Annotated in this window: 1 protein-coding gene and 1 pseudogene; both read left to right on the forward strand. The window is 73.0% G+C overall.

The window, feature by feature from the left end; all coding sequences use genetic code 11:
- A pseudogene (locus ACT84W_RS10560) lies at window positions 1-350 on the forward strand (hypothetical protein); the annotation flags it as partial.
- Window positions 347-1,354 carry an XdhC family protein gene (locus ACT84W_RS10565; protein ID WP_444329184.1) on the forward strand — a complete coding sequence of 336 codons (1,008 nt, stop codon included), beginning with the start codon at window positions 347-349 and terminating at the stop codon, window positions 1,352-1,354. The pseudogene ACT84W_RS10560 and the gene ACT84W_RS10565, both read left to right, overlap by 4 nt.
- Window positions 1,355-1,524: the final 170 nt, after the last annotated feature.

Raw genomic sequence — 1,524 nt, forward strand, 5'->3', positions numbered from 1 at the left:
GCGTGCGCATCGGCGACGAGGTCCACGCGGGCACCGTCTGCGGCGAGGTCGCGGGCAAGGCCATGGTGGCCACCATCGACGGCGTGGTCCGCGGCCTTCTGCAGGCCGGCGTCACCGTGCGCCGCGGCATGAAGTCCGGCGACGTGGACCCGCGCTGTGAGGCCGCGTTCATCCGCACCGTCTCCGACAAGGCGAGCGCCGTCGGCGGCGGCGTGCTCGAGGCCATCCTCCACCTTACCGGCGCGCTCGCCGGCGTGGGCTCCGCACGCGAATGGCAGGCCGTCCCCAAGGTCGTGGCCACGGCCGCCGCCTCCGGGCTCGATCTCTCTGGAATCGAGGAGTTCGCATGAACGACGTAGCAGGGACCATCAACGACCAACAGATCATCTCCGCCGCGCGCGCCGAGCTCGCCGCCGGGCGTCCCGTCGCGCTCGCGAGCCTGCTCGCCACCGCGGGTTCCATGCCGCGCCACGAGGGCGCGCGCATGCTCGCGCTTTCCGACGGCTCCTTCATCGGCACCGTGGGCGGCGGAAACATCGAGTTCATCGCCCAGGCGCGCGAGGGCGAGCTCCTCGCCGCGGCGGCCGCCGGCCAGCCCGCGCCCGCCTCGCTCGAGTGGATGACCCACGCGAAGAACGACATGGCCTGCGGCGGCGACGCCCTTCTTGCCGTGCGCCTCTTGACCGCCGAGGACGAGGGATGGCTCTCGGCCATCGCGGGCGCCGCCGAGTCCGGCGACGCCGCATGGCTCGTCGAGGACTGGTCCGACGCCGCCGCCCCCGCCGCGCGTGTGGTCTTTGAGGACGACGGCTGCGACGTTCCCGTGTGGGACGAGGGCGCCAAGCTCTACCGCGAGCCCGTGGGCGCCGAGCCCGTGTGCTACGTGTTCGGCGGCGGCCACGTGGGCCGCGCGCTCGTGCCGGTGCTCGCGAGCGTCGGCTTCGTCGTGGAGGTCGTCGATGACCGCCCGGGCATCTGCGACCCGGCCGCCTTCCCCGCTGCACGTGGCGTGACCTGCGGCGCGTTTAAAGACCTCGACGACTACACGCACATCACCCCGCGCGACTTCGTCGTCGTGCTCACCCACGGGCACCTGGGCGACGCTATCGTGCTCGAGCACGTCTTGCCCCACCGCCCGGCCTACGTCGGCTGCATCGGCAGCGCCCGCAAGGCCGGCTTCGTGCGCCGCACGCTCGAGGAGCACGGCATCTCCGCCGAGCTCGCCGAGTCGGTGCACCTGCCCATCGGCGACGACATCCTCGCTGTGACCCCGGCCGAGATCGCGGTCTCCATCGCGGCGCAGATGATCCGTTGCCGCGCCGAGCTGCGCCCGCACCGCCCCCACAGCAAATAGCGGGAGGGGAGGCGCGATTCTTGCCGGAATGCTCGGCGGGGGCGGCGCGCCCTTCTTGCCAGGGAATCGACGGGAGGGCGCGGGGCGTCTCGGGGGGATGGGCCGGTTTGACTTAAGTTCGAGGGACGGGGGGTCGTGGGCGGCTCCGGGGCGGGGATCTGCGGCCTGGG

This window comes from Paratractidigestivibacter sp., assembly GCF_052362415.1.
Classification (GTDB): Bacteria; Actinomycetota; Coriobacteriia; order Coriobacteriales; family Atopobiaceae; genus Paratractidigestivibacter.

What these genes read in the sequence shown, in the direction of transcription:
- ACT84W_RS10565 (WP_444329184.1), top strand. Translation starts at nt 347, where the DNA reads ATGAACGACGTAGCAGGGACCATCAACGACCAACAGATCATCTCCGCC.